Source organism: Streptomyces sp. CT34 (genome assembly GCF_000805335.1).
Lineage (GTDB): Bacteria > Actinomycetota > Actinomycetes > Streptomycetales > Streptomycetaceae > Streptomyces.
Genome location: NZ_KN708638.1, coordinates 866352 through 884313, shown reverse-complemented (window position 1 = coordinate 884313; position 17962 = coordinate 866352). Strand labels below are relative to the sequence as shown.

Annotated in this window: 23 protein-coding genes and 2 pseudogenes; 10 read left to right on the top strand and 15 right to left on the bottom strand. The window is 70.5% G+C overall.

The features are described 5' to 3' along the window. Nucleotides 1-67: 67 nt before the first annotated feature. The 5 genes and pseudogenes from RZ84_RS03965 to RZ84_RS42460 all read right to left on the bottom strand — a co-directional run. Nucleotides 68-286, bottom strand: a complete 219-nt coding sequence (locus RZ84_RS03965) for a hypothetical protein (protein ID WP_052229766.1) — start codon at nucleotides 284-286, stop codon at nucleotides 68-70. Then, on the bottom strand, nucleotides 287-475 hold the full coding sequence (locus tag RZ84_RS03960) for a hypothetical protein (RefSeq protein ID WP_043263108.1): 189 nt from the start codon (nucleotides 473-475) through the stop codon (nucleotides 287-289). Between the two features lies 1 nt (nucleotide 476). Then, nucleotides 477-866: a hypothetical protein gene (locus RZ84_RS03955; RefSeq protein WP_241777557.1), complete on the bottom strand. Its 390-nt coding sequence runs from the start codon at nucleotides 864-866 to the stop codon at nucleotides 477-479. Nucleotides 867-960: 94 nt separating this feature from the next. Further along, nucleotides 961-1266 carry a DUF2231 domain-containing protein gene (locus RZ84_RS40540; RefSeq protein ID WP_241778009.1) on the bottom strand — a complete coding sequence of 102 codons (306 nt, stop codon included), beginning with the start codon at nucleotides 1264-1266 and terminating at the stop codon, nucleotides 961-963. 115 nt (nucleotides 1267-1381) lie between these two features. Next, nucleotides 1382-1519: pseudogene (locus RZ84_RS42460) on the bottom strand (DUF2231 domain-containing protein); the annotation flags it as partial. Nucleotides 1520-1651: 132 nt separating this feature from the next. Here RZ84_RS42460 and RZ84_RS03945 point away from each other — a divergent pair. The 4 genes from RZ84_RS03945 (at nucleotide 1652) to RZ84_RS40530 (ending at nucleotide 4551) form a co-directional block, all read left to right on the top strand. After that, on the top strand, nucleotides 1652-2407 hold the full coding sequence (locus RZ84_RS03945) for a helix-turn-helix transcriptional regulator (protein ID WP_043263107.1): 756 nt from the start codon (nucleotides 1652-1654) through the stop codon (nucleotides 2405-2407). Between the two features lie 323 nt (nucleotides 2408-2730). Next, nucleotides 2731-3180: a DoxX family protein gene (locus RZ84_RS03940; protein ID WP_241778008.1), complete on the top strand. Its 450-nt coding sequence runs from the start codon at nucleotides 2731-2733 to the stop codon at nucleotides 3178-3180. A gap of 88 nt (nucleotides 3181-3268) precedes the next feature. Further along, nucleotides 3269-3727: an SPW repeat protein gene (locus tag RZ84_RS03935; protein WP_043263105.1), complete on the top strand. Its 459-nt coding sequence runs from the start codon at nucleotides 3269-3271 to the stop codon at nucleotides 3725-3727. A gap of 587 nt (nucleotides 3728-4314) precedes the next feature. Further along, nucleotides 4315-4551 (top strand): DUF2180 family protein, encoded by a 237-nt coding sequence (locus RZ84_RS40530; protein WP_107068068.1) that lies wholly within the window; start codon nucleotides 4315-4317, stop codon nucleotides 4549-4551. A 47-nt stretch (nucleotides 4552-4598) separates the two neighbouring features. On the opposite strand, the pseudogene RZ84_RS40525 reads toward RZ84_RS40530, so the two are convergent. Together RZ84_RS40525 and RZ84_RS03925 are read right to left on the bottom strand one after the other, a co-directional pair. Beyond that, nucleotides 4599-4787: pseudogene (locus RZ84_RS40525) on the bottom strand (carbonic anhydrase); the annotation flags it as partial. 174 nt (nucleotides 4788-4961) lie between these two features. After that, nucleotides 4962-7190 (bottom strand): SEL1-like repeat protein, encoded by a 2229-nt coding sequence (locus tag RZ84_RS03925; protein WP_052229765.1) that lies wholly within the window; start codon nucleotides 7188-7190, stop codon nucleotides 4962-4964. A gap of 207 nt (nucleotides 7191-7397) precedes the next feature. Here RZ84_RS03925 and RZ84_RS03920 point away from each other — a divergent pair, with 207 nt between their 5' ends. Continuing rightward, complete coding sequence (locus RZ84_RS03920) at nucleotides 7398-7682, top strand: hypothetical protein (protein WP_043263103.1); 285 nt, start codon at nucleotides 7398-7400, stop codon at nucleotides 7680-7682. Between the two features lie 102 nt (nucleotides 7683-7784). Here RZ84_RS03920 and RZ84_RS03915 read toward each other — a convergent pair whose 3' ends face one another. Further along, nucleotides 7785-8228, bottom strand: coding sequence for a hypothetical protein (locus RZ84_RS03915; RefSeq protein WP_043263102.1), 444 nt, complete (start codon nucleotides 8226-8228; stop codon nucleotides 7785-7787). A 301-nt stretch (nucleotides 8229-8529) separates the two neighbouring features. Between RZ84_RS03915 and RZ84_RS03910 the strand changes: the two genes are divergently transcribed. Both RZ84_RS03910 and RZ84_RS03905 read left to right on the top strand, forming a co-directional pair. After that, nucleotides 8530-8784 carry a hypothetical protein gene (locus RZ84_RS03910; RefSeq protein WP_107068067.1) on the top strand — a complete coding sequence of 85 codons (255 nt, stop codon included), beginning with the start codon at nucleotides 8530-8532 and terminating at the stop codon, nucleotides 8782-8784. Nucleotides 8785-9246: 462 nt separating this feature from the next. Further along, nucleotides 9247-10032, top strand: a complete 786-nt coding sequence (locus RZ84_RS03905) for a Pr6Pr family membrane protein (RefSeq protein WP_043263101.1) — start codon at nucleotides 9247-9249, stop codon at nucleotides 10030-10032. Nucleotides 10033-10117: 85 nt separating this feature from the next. Here RZ84_RS03905 and RZ84_RS03900 read toward each other — a convergent pair whose 3' ends face one another. From RZ84_RS03900 to RZ84_RS03890, 4 genes are all read right to left on the bottom strand, one after another. Next, complete coding sequence (locus tag RZ84_RS03900; protein WP_043263100.1) at nucleotides 10118-10654, bottom strand: hypothetical protein; 537 nt, start codon at nucleotides 10652-10654, stop codon at nucleotides 10118-10120. Then, nucleotides 10609-11082 (bottom strand): putative quinol monooxygenase, encoded by a 474-nt coding sequence (locus RZ84_RS36065; RefSeq protein ID WP_078893558.1) that lies wholly within the window; start codon nucleotides 11080-11082, stop codon nucleotides 10609-10611. The genes RZ84_RS03900 and RZ84_RS36065 overlap by 46 nt, the downstream gene beginning before the upstream one ends. An 84-nt stretch (nucleotides 11083-11166) precedes the next feature. Then, nucleotides 11167-11607: a tautomerase family protein gene (locus RZ84_RS03895; protein ID WP_043263099.1), complete on the bottom strand. Its 441-nt coding sequence runs from the start codon at nucleotides 11605-11607 to the stop codon at nucleotides 11167-11169. Between the two features lie 80 nt (nucleotides 11608-11687). Further along, nucleotides 11688-12257, bottom strand: coding sequence for a TetR/AcrR family transcriptional regulator (locus RZ84_RS03890; protein ID WP_043269078.1), 570 nt, complete (start codon nucleotides 12255-12257; stop codon nucleotides 11688-11690). A gap of 460 nt (nucleotides 12258-12717) precedes the next feature. Here RZ84_RS03890 and RZ84_RS03885 point away from each other — a divergent pair, with 460 nt between their 5' ends. Together RZ84_RS03885 and RZ84_RS03880 are read left to right on the top strand one after the other, a co-directional pair. Then, nucleotides 12718-14175 (top strand): hypothetical protein, encoded by a 1458-nt coding sequence (locus tag RZ84_RS03885; RefSeq protein WP_043269077.1) that lies wholly within the window; start codon nucleotides 12718-12720, stop codon nucleotides 14173-14175. 25 nt (nucleotides 14176-14200) lie between these two features. After that, entirely contained in the window at nucleotides 14201-14572 is a 372-nt protein-coding gene (locus tag RZ84_RS03880; protein WP_043263098.1) for a hypothetical protein, read from the top strand. 214 nt (nucleotides 14573-14786) lie between these two features. Here RZ84_RS03880 and RZ84_RS03875 read toward each other — a convergent pair whose 3' ends face one another. The 3 genes from RZ84_RS03875 to RZ84_RS03865 form a co-directional block, all read right to left on the bottom strand. Further along, on the bottom strand, nucleotides 14787-15083 hold the full coding sequence (locus tag RZ84_RS03875) for an MDR/zinc-dependent alcohol dehydrogenase-like family protein (RefSeq protein WP_043263097.1): 297 nt from the start codon (nucleotides 15081-15083) through the stop codon (nucleotides 14787-14789). 47 nt (nucleotides 15084-15130) lie between these two features. Continuing rightward, nucleotides 15131-15598 (bottom strand): DUF4334 domain-containing protein, encoded by a 468-nt coding sequence (locus tag RZ84_RS03870; RefSeq protein ID WP_043263096.1) that lies wholly within the window; start codon nucleotides 15596-15598, stop codon nucleotides 15131-15133. A gap of 298 nt (nucleotides 15599-15896) precedes the next feature. Continuing rightward, nucleotides 15897-16772, bottom strand: coding sequence for an alpha/beta fold hydrolase (locus tag RZ84_RS03865; RefSeq protein ID WP_043269076.1), 876 nt, complete (start codon nucleotides 16770-16772; stop codon nucleotides 15897-15899). Nucleotides 16773-16969: 197 nt separating this feature from the next. On the opposite strand from RZ84_RS03865, the gene RZ84_RS03860 reads away from it, so the two are divergent. Then, nucleotides 16970-17962: aspartate aminotransferase type Ic (locus RZ84_RS03860; protein ID WP_241777555.1), on the top strand; the 993-nt coding region annotated here is incomplete at its 3' end.

The following is a 17962-nucleotide window of genomic DNA, read 5'->3' as shown; positions in this document are numbered from 1 at the left end:
GGCCGTGCTGGTCACAGGGTTCGTCACAGGCCGAGCGGCAGCGGGTCGGCCGGGAGCGCCGAGGTCGTCAACGCGCCCACGTGAGTAGCGAGTTCGCACGGGGAGAACAGGCCGGGACCGCGTGGTCGGCGACGTCTTGGTGCCGCCACCACTTCAGCCCGACGACGTCCTCGGCCGACAGTGCGTCGTGGGAAAGCGTGCCGTGAGGTGCGAAGTGAGCGGTGCGTACGAGGAAGTAGTCGCTGACCACGCCGTCGTAGCCGGGGGCCGCATAGCGGAGGTTCAACTACCGTACACGGACACGCTCCTGTCCCCTCTGCCCCCTCGCGGTCAGCGGGACAGTCCGATGAGCGCCATCGATCCCGTCGGTGGCGTGCACGACCCGCAGCGCGGCGGGGCGTACGAGGTCGTCCGGGGCGTTGTCGAGGGCGGCGGTGGCCGTGCCGGTGCTGGTGCGGTGCGGGGAGCGGCTCACGTCAGCTGCCTCCGATGCCCAGCGCGGTCAGCAGGACGAGGATGACGGTGGCCACGGCGAGCACTCCGTGGGCCGCCACGACGGGTACCGGGAAGTGGCCTTCCGGCGGCGCCTGATCGCCGCCGACGGCGGCCCGGCGGGCGGGGAGCCAGCGGGCGAACAGGGTGAAGCCCAGCAGGGCCACGGGGACGAGCAGTCCGAAGGCCGTCCAGGCCAGCGCCCGGTTGTCGGTCACCAGGTAGACGATCCAGACCACGAGCCCGGCCGCGGCCAGCAGGAAGTGGCCGAAGACGACGGGGACGGGCAGCCGGCCGGCCCGGTCCTGCCGGACTCCACCGTGGTGATCCAGGTGCCGATGAGGTAGAAGCCGCCGAGGGCGGTCACCACCCACGTGATCAGTGCGGCGATGTTCATGCCGACCTCCTGAAGACAGTGACGAGACCGTGACGGGTGCACCGGGCGGGGCTGTCCGGTGCGGCGGTTGGTCAGGGTCGGGCACCCGGTCCGGCCGTGCCGGTCGGGCGGCCGGCGGTTCGGTAGCCCTCGGCCTGCGCGGTTTCGTCGGCCACGCGGAAGCCGTAGCGGTAGGCGAGCCTGCCACCGAGGAACCCCGACACCGCGAGCACGGCCACACTCACGGCCGAGAGCGTGAGCATCCCGGGTCCCACCGGGCCGCTGCTCGTGTGCTGCGCATGGCGCCACCCGAAGTTGCCGGCGTAGGCGCAGGTCACGACCAGATTCAGGGCCATGTACAGCAGACCGGTCCGGAAGGCCGGGGTGCCGGTGGGGATGGCGAACAGGTCGAGGAACCCGACGGTCGCGGCTGCCAGCGCACCGACCGACGCCGAGCGTGATCAGCCACATCGCCGCCGGGCCCAGGAAGCCGGGACGGGAGGCGATGCGGGAGGCGATGTCGAAGACCAGGCTCGCCACCCATGCCCCGATCGGCACCGTGACCAGGATCGGGTGGAAGGGGTGCCCGTACGGGCCGGTCAGCAGCGCGCTGACCGGCCGCTTCGCCTGTTGCTGTCCGTCGGTGAGCATGGCAGCCATCGCGGCCTCCCTGAGCTATTTCACCAAATATCGTTGGTGATATTTCGCGGGGAGGTCAAGGGAACCGGCAGCGCCCGCCCGGCACGTAGTTACGCCCACGCATCTGTGCGATAGCGTGCCTGTGTGGGACTCGATGACGCTTCGTTGACCTCGCTGGCCGTCCTGGGTGACGAACTGCGGCGGCGGATGTTCGACGTCATCCGGCGCGAACACCGCCCGCTCACCCGTGAGGAGGTGGCCGCGAGCGTGGGCATCTCCCGCAAGCTGGCTGCCTTCCACCTGGACAAACTCGTGGCGGCCGGACTGCTGCGGGCCCACTACGCCTCACCGCCCGGCATCCGCAAGGTCGGCCGGCACCCGAAGCTCTACGAACCTGCCGCCGAAGCGATCGAGGTCAGCGTCCCCGAACGCCGCTTCCAGCTGCTGGCCGACCTGCTCGCCGAGGCCGTGCGCAGCGAGGCCCCCGGTGAATCGGCGCACGACGCGGCGGTGCGCGTGGCCGGCGAACGGGGCAGGAACATCGGCGCCGCCGAACGCGTCCGGGCACGTCCCGGCCGGCTGGGTGCCGAGCGCGGCCTCAGCCTCGCCACCGAGACGCTCGACGCGTTCGGGTTCGAGCCCGAACGCAGCACCCCGACCCTGGTTCTGCTGCGCAACTGCCCGTTCCACCCGCTGGCCGCCAAGGCTCCCGAGCTGGTCTGCGACATCAACCGGGCCTTCCTGGCCGGTTACCTCAAGGGCCTGGGCAGCGACTCCACCGACGCCGTCCTCGCCCCGCACGCCGGCCGGTGCTGCGTCGAGCTGCGCGCCCGCGTCGCGGCAAACGGAGGCGACGGCTCCGAAGCGGCCGGTGACCGCCGACCCGAGAAACAGCCGTAGCCCGAAAGCGCCAGCGGAATTTTCCGCTACCCCCTGGACCTTGCCAGGCAGAAGGAGAAGTATCGGTGGTGTGGTGGGCCGGGCCAGGGTCCGGACCACCTCGCCGGGGCGCGGGCCCGTCCCATCCCCGCTGCGTACGCATCACCCGTTGCGTGCCCCATCTCACCGGCGCCCGTCCGATCGCGGCGTTCGCCAACGGGCGTCACCGAAGTGCAGGTGAACCCGCCATGGAACAACCAACCACCCCCACCGCACGCCATGGCACCGCCGCGGCGGGTCCTTCACCACCGGCCGTGCGCCCCGCGGACGTGGGCGTGCTGCTGATGCGAGTGCCCGTCGGCCTGCTGATGGCCGGCCACGGCTCCCAGAAACTGTTCGGCCTGTTCGGCGGCCACGGGATCCAGGCCACCGGCAAGGGCTTCGAGGCACTCGGGTACCACCCTGGCACCATCTTCGCCGGCATCGCCGGCGCCTCCGAGCTGCTCGGCGGCCTGGGTGTGGCCGTGGGGCTGCTGACGCCATTGGCCGCCGCCGCACTCATCGGCGTACTGATCAACGCCATGACGGTCACCTCGCCGAACGGCCTGTGGTCGACCGAAGGCGGCATCGAATACCCCCTGGTCATCGCTCTGGTCGTGCTCGGTGTGGCCACCATCGGCCCCGGCGCCCTCTCCCTCGACCACTTCTTCCCCTGGCGCAACGGCGGCTGGCGGTACGGGGCCTTCGCCCTCATCCTCGGTGGCATCGGCGCAGCCATCGTCCTGAACCTGTGACCGCGGCCTCGCACACCTGCATTATTGCAGAGTGCAATGATATGGTGGAGTTGAGGTCAATCGAGGCATACGAGGGGAAGCGATTCGAATGTCGGACCTCTCTCACCACACCACAGACATCACCAGCCATCCCGACGTTGCCGAGATGCGGGAGCGCTACGCACGGCTGGTCTCCGGACGCCAAGCTGCCGCCCTCGACGGGATCGTGCTCCTCACCGGGATGTACGCGGCGATCTCGCCGTGGGTGGTGCACTTCCACGCGACGAGCCCCGAACTGACGGTGAACAACCTCGTCATCGGCCTGGTGCTGGCCGTGATCGGCCTCGGGCTGATCCGGGCACCGGAGCGCATGTACCAGCTGACCTGGACCTGCGCGGTGATCGGCGTCTGGCTGGTCATCTCCCCCTGGGTCGTGACCGCCGGGCACAGCGCGAGTGCCGGACTGATCTGGAACAACGTCTGGATCGGGGCCGTCACCCTGGCCCTCGGGCTGGCCGGCACACGCATGGCGATGGGAGCCGAGGGCGGTCGGAAGTCGGCCGCCTAGGTCCTGTCGTCAAACTCCCGTCGTCCGCCCGAAGGGCGGGCCGGGCGGCGTTCGGTGCGCGCTCTCGGCGTGCCGGGCGACGGCCGGCAGGCGGGAGTTCGACGACAGGGCCTGGTCCGGCCGGAAGCGACGCGGGCTCCGGAAGGAGGCGAGCGTGACGCTGCCCATGCGTGACCGACGGGTGCTCGCCGAGATCGAGCAGGGCTTCATGGCGGAGGACCCCGACCTCGCCCTGCTGCTCAGCACCTTCGGCGAGACCCTCCGCAGGCATCGGCGGCCGGTCCTGGCACTGCGTCGCCGGGCCACCGCGGTGATGGCCTGGACGGCGGTGGCGGTGAGTGCGGTACTGCTCGCCGTCGGCTGCCTGGTCCAGAGCGCTGGCCGCGCTGTGGGCGGCCGGGGCCATGGCGATCGCCTCCGCAACGCCATGGCTCACCGCGCGCCGCCGCACAGGGCGCGGCGGTTGACCCGCCGCCGCGACCGGTCGGCGGCAGGACATTCCTCTGCGTGGGCAACCAATGCCGCACGCAACAGTTTTCCGATCCGTGAAAAGGTCCGCGCAGGTACGCGGGAGGCGGGTGAGTCCCATGAAGTGCTTCGACTGCGCATGGGCCGAGGAGGTCGTCGATGCCGTGGGGGTGTGCCACCACTGCGGTGTCGGCGTCTGCATGCGACATTGCCATGTCGCCCTGGAACCCGGCCATCACCTGGCCGGTGTCGGACAGTCGACGCTGTCCCGACCGGCCCGCGAACTCACCTGTCTGACCTGCCACTTCGCCATGACTCCCGCGTACTCGGCGGAGACGAAGGGAGGCGCACGATGACCCGGCAGGCCGGCGTGGCCGGGGGAGCGGGGGGTCACGCCGGCCCTCACACGGCCGGCGGTGCGAACCACGTACAGGTCGCCCGGACCACTATCGAAGGTGATCCCGGCGGCCGGCCGCGAGTCGGAGCACCCGAGCAGGACGACGAAGGAGCGCTGGGCCACTGCGACCTCGGCGCGGCGGGTCGCGTCCTGGTCGGGGTGCTCGGCCGTACCGGCGACGAAGCGCCGGTTGCCTTGCGCTGGTTGCCTTCGAGAAACCGCGCAAAGGCGTCGCGGGAGTGACGGACATCGTCTCGACCACGGCCGCACCTTACGGCCGCGTGCGGGGCCCTGCTCGCACGGCGGGCGGGACGGAGAAGGGGGCGGAGCACGGTCGCCGCCTCCGCCGCCGACCCGTTCGCCTCCCTGTCAGCCGTCGTCGGCGTCCGCCGCGGCAGCGGTGCGCTCCCGCAGCCTGGAGAGTTCGCGGAAGGCATGGCGGTCGCCGGCATCCGCGGCCAGTTGGGTCAGGCGCTGGGCGCCCCGGTGGTCTCCGGCGCGTTCGCGCATCCAGGCCAGCGCCGTGTAGGTGCGGGGATGGCCGGCGTCGGCCGCCGATCTGGCCGCCGCTTCCGCGCCCTGGGGGTCCCCGGCGAGCTCCCGCAGTCGCGCGAGTGCGCTGTAGGCACGCAGACTTCCCGCCTCGGCGGCCAGCGCGAACAGGCGCTCCGCGCGCTCGTGGTCGCCGATGAGTTCTCGTCCTCTGGCGAGCGTGCGCAGCGCATCGCGCGCACCGGCCTTGACCGCCAGCCGCGCCAAGCGCTCTGCACCGCGCAGCTCCCCGGACTGCTCCCGCCGTTCGGCCAAGTCCCGCAGTGCGTCGGGGTTTCCGGCCTGTCCCGCCATCCGGGCCAGATGTTCGGCCCCCTCGTGGTCTCCGGTCCGCTCGCGCATCCAGGCCAGCGCCGCATAGCAGCCCGCATCGCCCGCGTCCGCGGCAAGTCGGGCGAGCCGCTCCGCGCCCGACCGCTCTCCGGCCCGCTCCCGCATCTCGGCCAGAACGGCGTAGGTGGCGAAGTCACCCGCAGCGGCGGCCAATTGGGCCAGCCGCTCGGCGTCCTGGTGACGGCCCCGCGCCTCGGCCTCCCGGCTCAGCCGGGCGAGTTGCCCCGCGCCCCTGATGTGGTCGGCGGCGGCGCTCCAGAAGGACGGGGGAGGGCAGATGTGCTCCCGGGTGGCGCGGCCGTGGGCGTCGAGATAGTCGGCCAGCCGCGAGACCCCCGGCTGCGCCCCCATACCGCCGGGCGAGGGGACCGGCTCCAGGGCCGCGGCAACGCGCTGGACCTGCACGCGGGCGTCGTCGAGGGCGGTGGCGAACCAGTCGGGGCCGGCCGCGGTGCGCTGCTCGCCGTCGAGGTACCCGGGGGCCGCGTCGCGCAGGAAGCCGTCGGGCAGCGGTCCGTGCCAGCCGAGCCGGGAGGCGTCCATGGCGGCGGTGACCAGCGCACGGGCGAAGCAGGCGGGCGGCTCGTCGGCCGATTCGTAGCGGTCCACGAGCTGAAGGCCGGCGGCGAGGGTCTGGGTGATCCTCCCGTCCCGGGACGAACTCCGGGCCGCCGTCAGCGCGGGGTCGCCCCCGAGGGTGTCCAACGCCGTCAGCTCGGCCGCACCGAAGGCGGCCGGGACGCGTACGACAGCGGCGGCGCCCGTCAGGAGCTCACCGGCCTGACGGTGCGGGTCCACGCTGCCGAAGGTACGTTCCCGAGGGGGCGCGGTCAGGTCGGCGAAGGCGGCATCCCACAACGTGGCCACGACGATCGCGGGGCCGGGCCGGGAAAGACGGGAGAGCAGCGCGGCGGCGAGGGTCTCACCGTCCGGCCCGGCCAGGAGCCGATGCGCGTCGTCGAGCCACAACACCGTACGCGGGGTGAACACACCGGCGGACAGGACCTCCAGGGCACTCGCCGCGGTGCGCGGGAACACGAGGTCCCAATCGGCCAGGGCGGGGATATGACGCACGGCTTCGTAGGCGGTGCGGGTCTTGCCGGTGCACGAGCCGCCACGCACCACCAGCAGCGCCGCCCGGCCACCGGCGGCAGCGGTACGCAGTGCCTCGCGCAACTGCCGGTCGTGCGGGCGGGACACATAGCGGGGCAGGACGAAGCCGGAAGTCCCCGCCGCGGTCCCGGAGATGGCCGGGTGGACCCGCAACCGAGCCGCCGACCAGGCACCCAGGCGCTGCGGCGGATCGGCCACCGCTCCCCGCCGGGCACGGACTTCCGCACCGGCCAGATCCACGGCGGCCTGCCGGCCCTGCCGCGCCACCTCCGCCTCCCGCAAACGGGCCCGATTGACGGCGGCGTGCCGCTCCCGCCACCGGCCGGCGTCGAGCAGCGCCGCGACACCGCCGGCGACGCCGGCGCGGGTGGCCGCCCGCCCGATCCCGGCGATCAGCCCGACAAGTTCCTCCCCGTCCGACGGGAACGCCTTTCCGCTCAACCAGTTGTCGAGCGTGTTGTGCGAACGCCCGGTGCCTTTGGCGAGGTCGCGCAGAGAGGGGCGCACCCCGGAAGGCAACCGCCGGCGCAGTCGCTCCACCCGCCTGAGATCGTCGAAGAACTCTTCCTCCAGCGCCGCCGCGCTGCCGTCATCCGCCATGCCATCACCGGCCGGTCCGGCCTGCCCCCTCGCCAGCTGTCCAACGAGTCCGCCATGCACACATGGGAAGAACGCCAGCATACGGCCGTCACCTGCAACGCCAACCTCCGCCTGTCCAAACTCAGTTCGCAAGGTCGATGGACACGGCGGTGGACAGGTGCCATGGGCCCGATCCGTCCCGCACGGCACCCAACCACCGGAGTAGTGATGTTCACGATGGCCGACAAGTCCGTGATGGCCGCGACGATTGCGACGGCCGCGACAGCCGAGAGGGAGCACGGCGCCGCCGGTTCGGTTGCCCGGATTCTGCGTGACGTGCTGGCCGCGCAGGTGTGCACGGTCGCGCTGACCGCCGCCGTCATCGCTCTCTCACTCGTACTGATCGCCCGTCAGGCCCTCCGCGGTTCCCGGCCGCGGCACCGCGCCGCCATCCTCCGCTCGATCGCCGAGATCGCCCGCGCGCTGCGCAGCCCGGGCGGGCGGCGCAGGTGAGGGGCGTGGTGTTCCTATCCCCGGCTGCTGATCACACTCGGGCCTCTCGCACATGACCGACAGCGAGTCCACGACGGCTGCGGTCGGCCCGCCGGCGCGGTGTCAGCGGGAGCGATGCGATGCGGAGCGGTGCGGCCGGCGCCGAAACGGCCGCGTGCGCCTGCTGTTCGAGGCCGGGCGGTCCGCAGAGGCGGGGGCGTGCGGGGACTTCCCGACTGCCCCGCCGTGCAGCATCAGCAGCGTGCCGGTGGCGAAGACCACCAGGAACAGCGCGATCGATCCGATGGCCATCAGCACGGCAGGGGCGTGCAGGAACTCGTTGGCCAGGGCGAGGACCACGGCCGGCACGCTGCTTCCCGCGGACAGCAGCAGCATGGCGATGCCGATCGCGGACGGCGACATGGATTGGGCCTCGTCGGTGGAGACTTCCATCTTGGCGGGGCCGATTTCCCACTTGAAGGTCAGTCCGGTGCTTTCCTTGAGCACGGCCGCGTCCGCACGGTTGCTGGGTTCTTCCACGCTGAGGTCGAGATCCCTGGTGGCCATCTCTGGTCCTTCTCCCCTCAGCTGTCCTCCGTCTCCTAAACCGCTCACACCCCGACGCTAGCGATCAGCTGCGATGTGCATCAACTTTACTTTTCCTTCCCTTACGTGACTGTTACTCAGTTCCGACGCGGTGGTGACGGCATCGGGCGGTGTTCATCCGCGAAGCATGTCTTGTGCATGCATGATGCGCGTAGTGTCCATACGATTGCTTGACAGCGTATGTACGATCGGGCATCTTGGATGCTGTAGGGGTCTGGTCAGGTCAGGCCGCGGACGGATCGGACGAAGGGGAAGCCGTCACATGTCCACCTCGCACAAGGGAGCCGCTGCCCAGGAGTGGCAGAGCGCCGGCCCGACGCGTATCACCGTCAACCTCGCCCCCAAGGCGGCCATGGCACTGGACCAGGCCGTCAAGCTCACCGGCGACACCAAGACCGACACCATCAACCGGGCTCTACAGATCTACGCCTACCTGGAGAAGGTCACGCAAGACGGCGGCACCCTCTACACCAGGTCAGCCGACAGCGACGAACTCGAACGCCTCTATTTCGTCTGACCAGTTGAACATGGCGCTGGCCGTGTCGAAGAGCAGCGCTTCTCGATGAGTTCCGGCGCATGCTGTGGCGGGGCTGGATGTTCGATGTTGAGGGCCTCCGGTTCAGGCGGGAGTATTTGCCGGACCTGCAGCGCCCGGTGGTGGCGGTGACCCGGCGACGAAGTCGCGTGAGAACGCGGACATGACGGCCTTCACCGTGTCCGGGCGCGGGTATTCGGTGGAGTCCATTTCCGGGGGTGAAAGGAGCAACGGCCCGCCGGGATACCGAGACGTCTCACTACGATCGACGGTCGTGCCAAGGCGACCGCCAGTTGCTTGCCGGAGTCGCTCTCCAGCCGGTCGGTACGGTTGTGCCCCTCAGTCGGCACCCAGGCCACCAGGCCATGCTCCGTACCCTCGTGCCCCGCGCCTGACCCGGCAGTCCGGGGCGGTCGTCCCGGAGCCGGGCCGTACGGTGGACCAATGCTTGATCCGACACCCCCCACCGCCTCTACGGCCTTTGCCACCTCCACCGCATCCACGGCCCCGTCCGGCCTGCCCGACGCGTCGGCCGTTCTCGCACCCTCCTCCGGAGGCCGCCGCACCGTCGCGGTGGCCTTCCGCGTGCTCGTGGTCCTGACCGCGGTGACCGGCATCGTCCTGGACACGATCGCCTCCCACGACCCGGGCCGGCTCTTCAGTTACTTCACGATCCAGTCCAACATCCTGCTGGCCCTCGTCTTCGCCTGGTCCGCCCACCGCGCCTGGACCGGGCGTCCCGCCCTCTCCCCGCGGATCACCGGCGCAGCGCTGCTCTACATCTGCATCACAGGGCTCGTCTTCCACTTCGTACTGTCGAACGACTCCAGTGGCTTCTCCATGACCAGCCACCGAACCCCCCTCGAAACGGCCGCCAGTCAGCTCCTCCACACCGTGACCCCGCTCGCCGCCGTCCTCGACTGGCTCGTCCTCACCACCCCCGGCGCCTTCCCGCTCCGCTACGCCTGGCAGTGGCTCGCCTACCCCGTCCTCTACCTACCCTTCGCCCTCGTCCGCGGCGCCCTCCTCGCCCCCGGCACCAACGGCCGATACCCCTACCCCTTCCTCGACGTCGACCTCCACGGCTATGCCGGCGTCGCCACCAACGCCGTCGTCTTCGCCCTGGCCTTCTACGTCCTGGCCCTCGCCCTCGTCCTCCTCGACCGGATACGCCCCCACCTTCGCGGCCCCCGGAGCCGGATGCCGTCCACGAACTCCGGTCCGCACTGATGTCAAGCGCGTGGGCAACACGCATGCCATGGGCGAGGGAGCCCGAGGAGTCAGACGTCGGGGCTCGCGCCGAGGATGCGGCACGTCAGCCTTCGTCCGCCTCGTACAGAGCCTCGGTGATCATGCGGGTAGCGAAGTCGGGGTCGTCGGTGAGGCGGTTGATGTGCTCCGCGAGCAGGGAGGCGGTGGCTTCCAAGGGAGTCATCTCGTCCTTGGTCCAGTATCCGTACTGTTTGCGCCACAGGCTGGGGCTCAGGCCGGTGCCCGCGGCGACGACCAAACCGACCATGGTGGGAATGGCCTCGGGGCGGACGCTCTTGGGCATCATGCGCATCGTGGCCACGAAGTTGGGCACCACGCACGCGATGACGTCCTCGTCGTGGTCTTCGTAGGCCATCCGCAGCCACTGCATGAACATGAAGATGAGCGTGCACGTGCCGTCCAGCACGTCGTCGGCTCCCCTGGGGCCCAGGGAGGCGGCGAACTGGTCGATCAGCGCCTGCTGTTCGGGGTCGGTGTTGGTCCTGCCGTCGTAGATGGCTTTGAGCCGGGAGTCGATCAGCATGAGCGCTGTGCTCACATCGCCGGCGGGAGCGTGCTGGGGGTCACAGGCCGATGACACAGGATTTCCTCCTCAAGTGACCGCGGTGGGTAGCGCGGCGTATCCGTACGGTAGACCGCCGACGGGGCAGAGGGCTGGTGAATCCCGTCGCTTGCTACCCGAGGCCGGTCTAGGGGGCAAGCAGGGGCCGCCGTTTTCAAGGCTCTGGCCGCGGTTCCGTGAAACAGCCGGGGTCGAACAACGTGACGGGTCCACCCAGTTACCGCTTCATGCCTGCCATGTACCCGCATGCTTGGCTGCACTTCGCGCTCGATGCGCGGCATGATCTCCGGGATGTAGATCTTCTGGATGGCGTCACCGGCATCGTGAGCCTCCCAGTGGGGGCGGCTGGCCCAGCGCTCGACCAGGACGAGGCGGCCGGGGTCCTGGTGTGACCGGTACGCCTCCCAGCTGACGGAGCCGTCTTCCGCCGGACACAAGGGGCGCATCCGCGACGGCACGCCGGCAACCGGGCCGATGTCGGTGCTCTCGGGACCTGGCCCGGGCGTGTCCCGGCATCGGGGCCTCCGTGGTCACTCCCGGGCCGCGGTGCCGGCGGACGGTGACGGCGGGCCGTCGGCCACGGCGGCGGAAGTGATGTACTGGGCTTCCCCGTTGCCGAGTGACCAGTCGATCGACGCGTTCTCGGTCAGGGTGACGAAGACGTTGCGTGGCGCGGTGCCCGCGTAGGTGTGGGCCAGGTCGGCGATCCGGCGGTACAGCGCCTGCTTCTGTGCGGGTGTGCGTCCGGCGCGCAGGGTGATCGCGACGTACACGATGTCGTCGTCGCGGTCGATGCCGAAGTAACTACCGTAGTGGAGTGTGCTGTTGGTACCGTCGTGGCTGACCAGGATCTGGAAGTGGTCGTCGGGCGGGATGCCGATCGTTTCGATCAGTGCGTCGTGCACGGCGCGGCCGAGCGCGGCGAGCCGGTCGCGGTCGGCGCGCAGTGCGTCGATGCGGACAAGGGGCATGGTGGTGACCGTCTCCTGGTGGTACGGACGTCCGTGGATCGGCGTCTGTGGATCACTGTTCGGGGATCAGCGTTCGGGGATCAGCGTCGGCGGACGTGGCCGGTGAGGAGGTCGAGGGCGCCGTCGACGGCGCGGGCGTAGACGGCGGCGGAACCGGCGGCGCGGGCCAGTACGTAACCGCCCTGGAGCACGGCGACCAGTGCGGTGGCCGTGGCCGCGGGGTCGAGCCCGGCGGTCAGTTCGCCGTTGGCGCGGGCCTGGGCGAGCAGCTCGGCCAGGCGGTCGGTGAGCCAGTCGAAGGTCTCCTCGACCGGTTTCCGCAGCTCGGGATCCGCCATCACGTCCGGGTCCTGGGTCAGGCGGCCGACCGGGCAGCCCTTCAGGGCGTCCCGCTCCCGCGTCAGGTAGGCGGTGATCCGCTCGACCACCGTGCCGGAGCCGGTGAACTCGGCCTCCGCCCGCTCCCGCAGGTCCGCCGCGCTCCGGCTGATCGCGGCCAGCGCCAGATCGGGCTTGCCGTGGAAGTGGTGGTACATGCTGCCCTGTCCCGCTCCGGCACGTTCCAGGATCGCCTTGGGGCTGGTGCCGACGTAGCCGCGCTCCCACAGCAGCTCGCGGGTGCTCTGGATGAGTCGTTCCCTGGTGTCCATGAGGGGATTGTACATACCTGTAGGTACAGAGGGGAGGATGGCTCGATGGGTGGCGGTCCCTCGGTTCTCCGCCGGAACTCTCGTGATGTGTCGGTGATCTGTAACGGTCCAGCCGCAAAGCGCACACCGGTAGTGCTGTGCAGAGTGCCTGTGGTGCACTTGGGAAACGTGGATTGTCTTCATGCACGGGGGAGTGATGACGCCTTCTGCCTCTTCTTCTGCTTCGTGCCCTCGCTGCGGCCGGGGATCGGTTCCGGGCGCCACGTTCTGCGGCAAGTGCGGTGGGGCCCTGGTGACCGGCGGGAGCTCTGCGGCGACGGCGCCGTCGGCCGGTGCGTCACCGCCTGTGCCGAACCTGTCCAAGGGGTCCACCTTCGCGCCCGCCACCGGTAGCCGTTCCGCTGCCGCGTCGGGGGCGGGATCGACCTTCGCGCCCGCGGCGGGCGGTGGTTCCGCCGCGGTGCCGTCCACCGGGTCCACGTTCGCGCCCGCCACGAGCGGCCGTGCCGCCAACGCGCCGCGCTGGGGCGGCGGTCGGGACCTGACCCGGTATCTGTGCGCCGCGGCCTATCTTCATCGCGAGTACGCCAGGTCGCTCATCAAGGAGATCGCGGCCGAACCGCATCTGGGGGTGGCGATGGCCCCGGCATGCGACGTGCCCGTCGTGCTCCGGCACGCCTACCGGGCCAACGCCCGCCGCCACAGCCGTGATCTGCTGCTCGCCGCCCTCTTGGTGCTGGCCGTCGTGTTCACCTTCTGGGCCGACAGTCCGGACGCCACCCTGCTGACGCTGCTCTTCGCCTGGGTCACGGTGTTTTCGTTCGAAGTCTCGACGAAATACGGGCGCCATCTCCAGAGCCTCCGCCCGGGTCGTTTCGACCCCGCGGCGGCGCCCCCACCGTTCACTCCCGAGATCGCCGCCGGTCTGCGCCAGATCGGGGATTACGCCCGGGGGAACGTCACGGCGTACAGCGGCTATTCACCGTTCATCGGATACGGGAACCAACTCGAATCGTGGTCCCTGACCTTCGACGTCACCACATCGAGCGGGGCGGGGGTGACGGCGCGGGACTTCGACGTGACGGATCTCTACGCTCATATCGCCCAGCGCGTCGGTGCGTTGTCCCTGCCCTGCCTGGAAATCGAGGAGCGGCTGTTCGTGGACGGTGCGACTCTCCTGGGCGACAGGCGCTTCCTGCCGGATCCGCTCGGCCGGCCCGTCGCCTCGATCCCGCAATACCGGATGGACGAACTGAAGCGGGCACCCGAGGAGGGGGCCCGCCCCTATCTGGTGGTGCATTCCACCGGTTGGGGCGGCGAGTTGGTCACCTCGCTCTTCCTGCGTTTCTTCCGCTCGGACTCCAATCTCTCTGTGGAGGCCGTGCAAACGGTGCTGTGCCCGCTGCTCGACCGGTACCGGGTCATTGACACCCTCATGCCCCGTCCGTCGGTGCGTGATGTCCTCGAACTGCTCGCACAGACGCTGGTCAGCACCCTGTTCGTGCTGTTCGCCTCGCCGGTGCGCGCGGTCGCCGGATTGTCCCCGGACCACTGGATGTACTGGCGGATGCGCCGGCAGTACCGGCGCATCACCCAGCTCCGGCACTTCGACTACGGGGCGCGGCAGAGCGTGCGGCAGAAGGCAGCGGACAGCAGGCACCACCGCTATTTCCAGAAGGCCGACTGCGGCATGGTTCTCAAGACCGTCGAAAAGCGGGTCCTGGACGCCCTCGTGGAATTCGCCGAGGTGCGGGGCATCGACGTGAGTGAACTGGTGCAGCGTCAGGAAATCATCGTCAACAACGGCATCATCGCGACCCAGGGCGCGAAGGTGGAATCCAGCTCGGTCGCGACCGGTGAGAAGTCCCGGGTCTCGATGAACATTCTCAACAAGATCCCCCTGGTGAGGCTGGACTGACAACGGAAGAGGATGAGGAAACGCGATGCGGAGGAACGACGGGATCATCGCGACCGGCGGCTCGAACGTCGTCGGCAACGCCGTGGCGAGCGGCCGGAACGCGCGGGCCGAGGTGCACAACAGCGGGCTGTCCCAAGGCGATGGTGGGCGGCGGCCGTCGGCCCAGGAGATCGGCGATCTGCTCTCCCGGCTGATCGACGAGCTCGGCCGGTCCGATCACCCCGACCGCGGCGACCTGATCGAGGCGGCGGAGGACGCCCGCGAGGAGGTCACCGCGGAGACGCCGCGCAAGGGCAAGCTGAAGCTGTTCGCCAAGGGCCTCGTTGAGGCCGTACCGGGGTTCACGGCGCTCGCGTCCCTGGCGGTGACGATCGAGGAGGCGATCCGCGGGCTGTAGGAGACGCGGGCGGTGGTCCGGGGCCGGGGAGGTGATCACGGTGCCCGGCGGCGCGATCGTCAGCGCCGACATCACCCAACGGTGACCGCTCGCCGTCACATCGAACGTCGCCGGAACCGCATCGAACGCCGCCGTCGGAACCGGCCTCGCCACGTTGGAACTCTGGCGGGCGAGCCTGCCGCGGGCAACCGGGTGCCGGTCGCGCCGCGCGCGCTCAGCCGAAGCGGAGCACGGGCTTGATGACCCGGCCCGCGGAGGCGGCCTGTGCGGCGCGCTCGATCTCGGCGAACGGGAACTCGGTGATGATGTCGTGGAGGGGGAGCCTGCCCTCGCGGTGGAGCGCGATGAGGTGCGGGATGAACTCGGCGGGCCGGGCGTCGCCTTCGATCACTCCGCGGATCCGGAGGCCCTTGGTCATCACGGTCATGATGTCGAACGTGGCCTGGCCGCCGATGCCGACCAGGGCCAGGGTGCCCTGCCGGCGCAGCGCGGTGATGGCTTGGGAGATCACCTCGGCCTGTCCGGGGCGCGGTTGCCGCGGTGCGGCGTCCGGGGCAGTCAGTCCCGGTCGAGGAGGAAGTAGAAGTACCGGCCGTCGTCGAGGACGTCCTTGCCGTTCATGACGCCCAGGAGGGTGGCGTCGTCGATGCGCTTGAAGTGGTCGATGACGGGCTGGCCGTCGTAGACCATCGAGGCGGTGGACTCCCCGCGGAATTCGACCATCCACAAACTGGCCTCGCCGTTGCCCGCTTCGACGTTGGAGAACAGTTTCCCGTCCGGGCCGCGGCAGATCAGCGGCTGCACGTCGGAGGTGGAACGGAAGTTCTTGCCATGCCAGTTGGCCGCCTCCAGCAGGCCCTCGACACGGTGCCCGGTGACGAATGCGCTGCCCTTCCAGGGCCCGAGGATGTCCTCGGGCCGCACCGGCTCAAGGGCGGCCCACAGGCCGTCCAGCTCCTCGGCGCTCACCTTCCCGCCGGCTGCGCGGATGGCGGCGATACGGGCACGGGCCTGCTCGGCGTCCATGGGGCTGCCCTCTCCTTCGGTGTGTGCTCGCTCTTGTTCGTGCTCGCTGGTGTTCGGTGGCCTGACGTTAGCGTTCACCGGGGGGTCCCGTACGGCGGACTGCGCGATGGGGCCGGTCGGGGACTGCGGGGGACTGGACTGCGGGGGACTGCGGGCGCGTGCACTCGACCGGTAGTGGTCAGCCGAAGTGGCGGATGCGCTCCGCCTCTCCGGGACGGTGGGGATGCCACGTGGTGGTGGGGGCGGGGCGGTTACTCCGTCCCTTGGGAGTTACGCGGTCACCCCCGTCCCTTCGGAGTTACCCAGCCCCGGCCTTCCGGAGCAGCGAGGCTAGGACGGGAGCGGCGTGTGTCCACAGCAGGGCGCCGCCGGTGTCCGGGACCAGATGGCGCTCGGCGCCGGGAATGCGGCCGGCCAGGAACGCGCCGTTGTCGGGGGAGTGGCTGGTGTCGCGCTCGCCGTACCAGATGTCGACGGGGACGGTGATCTCGGACGGGCGGAACGGCCAGCGTCCCATGGCCAGCACCGTGTCCCGGGCGTAACCGGCCGCCGCTCCACCGGCGAAGGCCTCCGCCAGGGCGCGGCGGTAGGCGTCCGCGAACCGCGGCTCGCGGTAGACGGTCAGGTCGCATTCCGGGCTCTGGCCCATGACCATGTTCCACATGGCCTCCGCGGTGAACCCGGCGAAGAACTGCTCGGCGCCCGCGGGGTCGGCCGCCGTCCGCTCGACCAGGTCGCGCAGCTCCGCCGGCAGCACGGTGGCGAACTCGGGGGCGGCGATCTCGTCCGCGCCGGAGACGACGGCCAGCGCGGACGCGATCCCCGCCGCGGCGCAGGCCAGTGCGAACGGCGCCCCCTGCGAGTTGCCGACCACCGGAACGCGTCCCGGTCCGCGCGGCGCGAGGAGTTGGCGGATGTCACCGGCGAAATCGGCGAAGGTCCGCCCCGGGTGTGGCGTGGAGGCCCCGAGTCCCGGGCGGTCCACGGAGATGAGGCGTACTCCTTGCCTCTCGACGACGCCGGCGCCGAAGCCCAGCCACCGGCTCGTCGCCGCGCCCGGGCACAGCAGTACCGGCACGCCGTCCTCCGGTCCCCACTCCGCCCACCCGAGCAAGCGGCCGTCGGACAGCCGGGTCTCACCGAGTCGGGCGGGATCGGCAACGTAACCGTTCATGATCAACATCATGGCATTGGGCGGCGCCCCGTGACACCCGGATTATCCGCGGTGCGCGACCAGCGTTCCCCGTACCCGTAACTCCCCCACCGGCATCCGGCCCGGCATCCATATCGGTATCCGGTCCGGTCAGCCCCCTGTTGCCGCGCGCAGTAATCCTGGCGCGCCGATCGCGGGCCTGAACGAGGATGGCGGGCATGGATCTGACGACACTTGCGCATCCCGAACTGTCCGCACGACTCGCGGCGCTCCGCGACGAGCACGGCCGCCTCAAGAGCCGGGGTCTGCGCCTGAACCTGACCCGCGGCAAGCCCTCCGCTGAGCAACTGGAGCTGTCGCGACCGCTGTTGGGCCTGCCGGGTCCCGTTGACCACACCGCGCAGGACGGTACCGACGCCCGCAACTACGGCGGACTCCAGGGGCTGCCCGAACTGCGGGCGGCGTTCTCCGAGCCGTTGCAGGTGCCGGTGGACCAGCTGGTCGCGTTCGGCAACTCCAGTCTGGAGTTGATGTACGAATGCGTGGTGGACGCGGTCCTGTTCGGCCTGCCCGGTGCTCCGGCGCCCTGGCCGCGCGAGGGGCGGACGGCGATGCTCTGCCCGGTTCCCGGCTACGACCGGCACTTCGCGCTGTGCGAGAAGCTCGGCATCGACATGATCCCGGTGCCGATGACCGCGGACGGCCCGGACCTGGACGAGGTGGAACGGCTCGTCGCCGACGAACGGGTCAAGGGCATCTGGTGCGTTCCGAAGTACAGCACCCCGACCGGGGTCTGCTCCCCGCCCGAGACGGTACGGCGGCTGGCCGCCATGGAGACGGCCGCCCCGGACTTCCGGATCTTCTGGGACAACGCGTACGCGGTGCACCACGTCGGCGCGGACGAACCCCTCGCCGACATCCTGAGCCTGAGCGCGGAACTGGGCCACCCCGACCGGGTGTTCGTCTTCGGCTCGACCTCGAAGATCACCATGGCCGGCAGCGGGGTGGCCTTCTTCGGATCCTCGCCCGCCAACGTCTCCTGGCTGCTCGACCACTTCTCGAAGCGGACGATCGGCCCGGACAAGATCAACCAGCTGCGGCACGCCCGCTTCCTGCCCGACGCCGCGGCCGTACGGGCCCACATGGCGCGCCACGCCGAACTGCTGCGGCCCAAGTTCGAGCTGATCGACGCGGTGCTGGAGAAGCGGCTC

What these genes read in the sequence shown, in the direction of transcription:
- RZ84_RS03940 (WP_241778008.1), top strand. Translation starts at nt 2,731, where the DNA reads ATGCGAGTGCCCGTCGGCCTGCTGATGGCCGGCCACGGCTCCCAGAAA.
- RZ84_RS03935 (WP_043263105.1), top strand. Translation starts at nt 3,269, where the DNA reads ATGTCGGACCTCTCTCACCACACCACAGACATCACCAGCCATCCCGAC.
- RZ84_RS40530 (WP_107068068.1), top strand. Translation starts at nt 4,315, where the DNA reads ATGAAGTGCTTCGACTGCGCATGGGCCGAGGAGGTCGTCGATGCCGTG.
- RZ84_RS03925 (WP_052229765.1), bottom strand. Translation starts at nt 7,190, where the DNA reads ATGGCGGATGACGGCAGCGCGGCGGCGCTGGAGGAAGAGTTCTTCGAC.
- RZ84_RS03920 (WP_043263103.1), top strand. Translation starts at nt 7,398, where the DNA reads ATGTTCACGATGGCCGACAAGTCCGTGATGGCCGCGACGATTGCGACG.
- RZ84_RS03915 (WP_043263102.1), bottom strand. Translation starts at nt 8,228, where the DNA reads ATGGCCACCAGGGATCTCGACCTCAGCGTGGAAGAACCCAGCAACCGT.
- RZ84_RS03910 (WP_107068067.1), top strand. Translation starts at nt 8,530, where the DNA reads ATGTCCACCTCGCACAAGGGAGCCGCTGCCCAGGAGTGGCAGAGCGCC.
- RZ84_RS03905 (WP_043263101.1), top strand. Translation starts at nt 9,247, where the DNA reads ATGCTTGATCCGACACCCCCCACCGCCTCTACGGCCTTTGCCACCTCC.
- RZ84_RS36065 (WP_078893558.1), bottom strand. Translation starts at nt 11,082, where the DNA reads ATGCGCCCCTTGTGTCCGGCGGAAGACGGCTCCGTCAGCTGGGAGGCG.
- RZ84_RS03895 (WP_043263099.1), bottom strand. Translation starts at nt 11,607, where the DNA reads ATGCCCCTTGTCCGCATCGACGCACTGCGCGCCGACCGCGACCGGCTC.
- RZ84_RS03890 (WP_043269078.1), bottom strand. Translation starts at nt 12,257, where the DNA reads ATGGACACCAGGGAACGACTCATCCAGAGCACCCGCGAGCTGCTGTGG.
- RZ84_RS03880 (WP_043263098.1), top strand. Translation starts at nt 14,201, where the DNA reads ATGCGGAGGAACGACGGGATCATCGCGACCGGCGGCTCGAACGTCGTC.
- RZ84_RS03870 (WP_043263096.1), bottom strand. Translation starts at nt 15,598, where the DNA reads ATGGACGCCGAGCAGGCCCGTGCCCGTATCGCCGCCATCCGCGCAGCC.
- RZ84_RS03865 (WP_043269076.1), bottom strand. Translation starts at nt 16,772, where the DNA reads ATGAACGGTTACGTTGCCGATCCCGCCCGACTCGGTGAGACCCGGCTG.